Here is a 5,740-nt window from a genome sequence, read left to right on the forward strand (position 1 = left end):
CCAAACTCGCTGCGCTCAGACATGGGCTGCTCTTCGGCCCCGTCGCCCTGCGATGCTCGGCTCGCTTTACGGCTCGAAAGATCAAACGCGCGAAGCCAAAGCAGAAGCAAAGCGAAAGCAACAGCAAAGAAGAGCGAAGCGGAACAAAGCGAAACGCAAGATGGACGCGCGACATCCACAAGAGCGGCGCTAGCGCTATAAACGGGGACTGCGACTAAGGAAGCTGGAATCAATCGCCGCGGGCTCAAGCAGCATGCGAGGCACACAGGGCCAACAGCAGCAACCACGACACCCATACCCCTACTCCCCGCCGAACAAGCCCGCCTGCATCGGCAATTCCTCACGCTCGCGAAATCCCCCGATCCCGACCCCCACCAGTCGATAGCGCGTCGACCCCGGCAGCGCCACACGCGCACGCAGCGCGAGGGCGATGCGGGTCAGTTCGGCCTGCGACGACGGCGGCGCATCCGGCGTGAAACTGCGGGTGAGGATGCGGAACTGCGACGTCTTGAGTTTCAACACGACGGTCCGCCCGACGCGCTCGGTCTTGCGGGTCGCGAGCCACGTCTTCTCGGCCAACCGCTCGATCATCGGCGCGAGGTCTTCCAGCGGCAGGTCGGTCTCGAACGTGTCCTCGGAGGAGATCGACTGCACCGGCTGGTCCGGCTCGACCGGCCGGTCGTCGATGCCGCGCGCACGCTGGTAGAGACGCGCGCCGAAGGTGCCGAACCGCAGCTCGAGTTCTTCGCGCGCAAGGCCACGCAGGTCGCCGACGGTCTGTACGCCAAGCGCTGCAAGCTTCTGTTCCATGACCTTGCCGACGCCGGGAATCTTGCCGACCTTGAGCGGCAGCAGAAAGGCATCTACCTGCGCGGGTTTGACGACGAACACGCCGTCTGGCTTGCGCCAGTCCGAGGCGATCTTGGCCAGGAACTTGTTCGGCGCGACGCCGGCCGACGCCGTGAGCTGGGTGACCTCGCGGATCTGCGCGCGGATGGCTTCGGCAGTGGCGGTTGCGCTGGGCGACGGGATCTTGGGCGCCGTGACGTCGAGGTAGGCCTCGTCGAGCGACAGCGGCTGCACCAGATCGGTGTGCTGCAGGAAGATCTCGCGCACCTGCCGCGACACGGCCTTGTAGCGCGCGAAATCGGGGGGCACGAAGATCGCGTCCGGGCACAGGCGCTCGGCCGTGACCGCGGGCATCGCCGACCGCACACCGAAGGGCCGCGCCTCGTAGGACGCAGCGCAGACCACCGACCGCGCGCCGCGCCAGGCAACGACCACCGGCCGGCCGCGCAGCGCGGGGTCGTCGCGTTGCTCGACCGACGCGTAGAACGCGTCCATGTCGATGTGGAGGATCTTGCGCACCGGTGTGATTATCGCCGGGCGCGTCGCAGACCAGGCGACCGGATCGACGATGCGGGCAGGTGCATCGTCCGGGTGTTCATGATCGGCGAGGCAAGGCCGGCAACGCTCGTGGCTGCGACGCAGCCAGTCGCGCACGCGATGCGAGTGCACCGGCGCCCGACTCGTTCATACGCACGCTGCGCCCGACAAGCCCCGGCAGAGGTCTGCATCGCCCCACTGCGAAGAGCGACGCCCCCGTCGCGCGCCCGGCCGCCGTTTCACCGCGACCACGCGGTCACGGCTGCGTAACCGCGTCTCACCTGCGCCGCAGATCCGCTCCCGGCGTTTGCAGCGATCGTTGCCTCGGACAAGCGGTTCGGCGCGCAGCACGTTGCAGGCCGAGTGCCACGCGGGCCGGCCCGGTCAACCCACGGCATCTGGCGCCCGGACCAATGCCGTCCGCCGCGCCTGACGGTCAGGCCTGCACGGCCTGGCGCACGGACAGCCGCACGATGGCGACGGTGCTGTCATCGGGATCAGCCTCGATCCGGAAGCCGAGCTGGCGGCACATCGCGAGCATGGTGGTGTTCTCGCGCAGCACCTGGCCTTCGACGGTGTGCAGGCCCTGCCAGGCGGCGTACTCGATCATGATCCGCATCAGGTGCCAGCCGAGGCCGGCGCCCTTGAGATCCGAGCGGACCATGATGCCGTACTCGCCGGTGGCGTAATTGGCGTCGGCCAGCAGTCGCACCGCGCCGAGCATCTCGCCGCTGTCCGGATCGATCGCCGCCAGCGCGATCGAACGGGCGTAGTCGAGCTGGGTGAGCCGTGCGATGAATTCGTGGCTGAAGTGGCGCACGGCGCTGAAGAACCGCAGGCGCAGATCCTCGCTGCTGACCTTGTCGAAGAAGCGGCGGAACATGCCGTCGTCCTCCGGCCGTACCGGTCGCACGAACGCCTGGGCGCCGCCGGCCAGGGTGATCGTGCGTTCCCACTCGCTGGGATAGGGAAAGATCGCGAAACGCGGGTGGCCGCGGCCGCGATGCAGGCGCCTCACCGGCGCGATGCCGACCCGCGCATCCAGCGCGATCACGCCTTCGCGATCCGCCAGCAGCGGGTTGACGTCCACCGCGCCCAGTTCGGGAATGTCGGCCGCCATCTGCGCCAGCTTCACCAGCACCAGCGCGATCGCGCGCTCGTCTGCCGCGGGCACGTCGCGATACGCCTTGAGGATGCGCGAGACCCGCGTGCGCCCGATGAGTTCATGGGCAAGCCGCAGGTCCAGCGGCGGGAGCGCGAGCGCCTTGTCGTCGATGACCTCGACAGCGGTGCCGCCACGTCCGAATACGACCACCGGCCCGAACGTCGGATCGTCTGCGATACCGGCGATCAGTTCGCGCGCCTTCGGCCGCACGATCATCGGATGCACGGTGACGCCTTCGATACGCGCCTGCGGACGCAGACGCTGTGCCCGCTCGACGAGCTCGGTCGCCGCAGCGCGCACGGCATCGGGCGTCGACAATCCGAGGCGCACACCATCGACATCGGACTTGTGCGGGATGTCCGCCGACCAGACCTTGACCGCGACCGTGCCGCCAGCCGAGATCAATCGCCCGGCGGCTTCGACGGCCGCATCGGGCGTGGCGCAGGCGATCGTCTGCGCCAGCGGGATGCCATAGGCCTCGAAGAGCCGTGCGATCGAAGGCGGATCGAGCCAGGACTGCCCGGCCGCGAGTGCGGATTCGACCACCTGTCGTGCGCCGTCCACATCGACCACGAAATCGTCGGGCAGGCTGGGTGGCGTTTCCATCAGGGCGCGCTGCGCCTCGCGATGCCGCACCAGATACATGAAGCCGCGGATCGCGTCGGCCTCGCTGGCGAACGCGGGCACGCCGGCATCGCCGAGTGTCTGCCGCGCAGGCGCGTCGTCACCGATCCACACCGCGAGCACGGGTTTGCGTACCGGATCCCGGCGCCGCGCCTGCAGCGTGGCGACGACGGCATCCGCCGTGTCCTGGGGGGCCGACAGCACGGTGGGTACATGCATCGCCAGCACCGCATCATTGCCCCGGTCCTGCAGCAGGGCATCCAGCGTTGCCGCATAGCGCGCGCCGTCGGCGTCTCCCAGCATGTCGACCGCATTGCGCCGCGACCATCCGGCCGGCAGTGCCGCATCGAGCGTCCCGATTGTTTCGTCCGACAGTTCGGCGCGCGCGCCGCCCATGTCCATCAGGCGATCGAGCGCCAGCTTGCCGATCCCGATGCCGTTGGTCATGACGGCCAGCCGGTCGCCCTGCGGCATCTGCAGGTGCGACAGCGTCTCGGCCGCGGCGAACAGTTCGTCGAGCGCATGCACGCGCAACAGGCCGGCGCGCCGGAACGCCGCATCGTAGACGGCGTCGGAGCTCGCGAGCGCGGCGGCATGGGTGGCCGCGGACTCGACCACACGCCCGTGGCGACCGGGCTTCACCACGACCACCGGTTTGGCGCGAGCCGCGGCCCGCGCGGCGCTGAGGAACTTGCGTGCATCGCGGACGCGCTCGACATAAAGCAGGATCGATCGCGTGTGGCGATCGGTCGCGAAATAGTCGAGAAGATCTGCGAAATCGACATCAAGCGCATCGCCCCAGTGAGGCGACTGCAGAGAATCCGATACCGCGGGCGCGGCTCCATTCGATCATGCCGGCCGCCACGGCGCCCGACTGCGAGATCAATGCCAGATCGCCCGCCAGCGGCACATGGCCGGCAAAACTCGCGAACAGGCGGGCGTGCGGCGCGATCACGCCCAGGCAGTTCGGCCCGACGATCCGAAGACCGAACTGGCGTGCGACCTCGGCGAGCGCAGCGTTGTGCGAGCCCGGTCCATCCCCCATGTCGCGGGTCAGTACGATCGCAGCCTTTGCCCCGCGCTCGGCCGCGGCTCGTGCCACATGCGCCACATCGCGCGGCGGCGCGGCGATGATCACCAGTTCGGGCACGAAGGGCAGCGCCGCGAGACTCGCCACCGCGGCGACGCCATCGATCCGCGGATAGCGCGGATTGACGAGACCGATTCGCCCTTCGAACCCACCCTCGCGCAGTTGCTGGAGCACGAGACGCCCCAGGGACCGCGGGCGCGGACTGGCGCCGACGACCGCCACGGATGCAGGACGGAATACGGACTCGAGTGCGTAGATGCTCATCGGATAACGCGGCAACGCTCGACGGACGGGAACCCCGGGACGATACACGACCCCGATTCCGCGCCCGGATCACTGCATCCGTGAGGCAGTTTCCGGTTGCATTCCCCGATGGAGGTTTTGGTCAGTGGCTGCCCTGTCAGATCATGGCTCCAGACGAGACGCACGCGGGATCGTCCGTAGGGCACGCTGTCAGTCAGGCCGCTGTGTGGCGTCGAGCGCCACACACGTGCCCGAATTCAAGAATCGACATCTCGACAGTTCAGCAGTGCTGATAGGCCTTTCAAATGCCTGCCATCGGCGCTCGATCGGCGGGGGGCGTGACAATTCAAGGCGATTTCATGCCACGGCCCGCTTGTGGCATCCGACCGTCCCTCGGGAGCACTTCTATCTCCCAATGCCCGACTTCCTGCAGCGGACCCTTGATCCGCCTCAGGTCCATAACGCCGCTGAGACACAGACCGGGCGAACTTTTCTTCGATAGCGACGAATGCTGAAACCCGTACGCCGTATGGCATACGAGTGCGCGAAAGAGTGATCAGGCAAACCGGAACGTCTACTGGACGAACCGCAAGGTGGAGCCATCCGCATGGAAATGTCGACGCACGCTCTTACCTGCGCTACGCGCTGCTGCCCTTCGCACAGCCAGCCCCCAGTCGTCGCTGTCGGGTTGGTAATACGCAAGATCGCGCACTTCGAGTTGAGCAGAGCCTTTTCTCGGAGCTACAGGAGCCGATCCAAACGACAGCTTGCTGGAAAAAATGAGCAACTGCGTCGCCGTCGCTCAAGGTCAGACGCAACGATTACCGCTTCCAGATGCTTTCTCGCATCCAAGCAAGGATCGTCATGCGAGCTTCGAGATAGCACTCGAACCTGGAACCAAAGGATTATGAGTCCTCTGCTCTAACCATTGAGCTATAGGCCCGTCCAGCAATCGCACCCAATTCAGGCGCATTCGAGGATCGGAGGGCGCGTGATTGGCGGCAATTGGAAGTCGCTGCCGACACGAAACCCCGTGATTCAGAGCCGCTGAAGTTTTCTTGCAAGCCGGTATCCGCTCCGACATGAAGGGGCCACCACGCCTCCAAGTCATTTTAAAGAGGAAGACACGACTCTGCCGAATCTCTCAAGCCAGCAGGTTTTAGCCCCGGCCTTAAGCGTGATCCAAGCTTTTCAACAGCGAGCCGACACGCAGCAACAGAGCCTCTGCCACG

At 66.7% G+C, this 5,740-nt stretch carries 1 protein-coding gene, 1 tRNA gene and 1 pseudogene; all 3 read right to left on the bottom strand.

Translation table 11 applies throughout. The features are described from left to right. Positions 1 to 300: 300 nt before the first annotated feature. The 3 genes and pseudogenes from dinB to AC3A5K_RS16960 all read right to left on the bottom strand — a co-directional run bounded on the left by dinB (position 301) and on the right by AC3A5K_RS16960 (position 5,443). Positions 301 to 1,368, bottom strand: coding sequence for a DNA polymerase IV (gene dinB, locus AC3A5K_RS16950; protein ID WP_487618735.1), 1,068 nt, complete (start codon positions 1,366 to 1,368; stop codon positions 301 to 303). Positions 1,369 to 1,822: 454 nt separating this feature from the next. Further along, a pseudogene (locus tag AC3A5K_RS16955) lies at positions 1,823 to 4,529 on the bottom strand (bifunctional acetate--CoA ligase family protein/GNAT family N-acetyltransferase). An 856-nt stretch (positions 4,530 to 5,385) separates the two neighbouring features. Then, positions 5,386 to 5,443, bottom strand: a tRNA-Met gene (locus AC3A5K_RS16960). Between the last annotated feature and the right edge of the window lie 297 nt (positions 5,444 to 5,740).

This window comes from Luteimonas sp. Soil_C_5 (genome assembly GCF_057656615.1).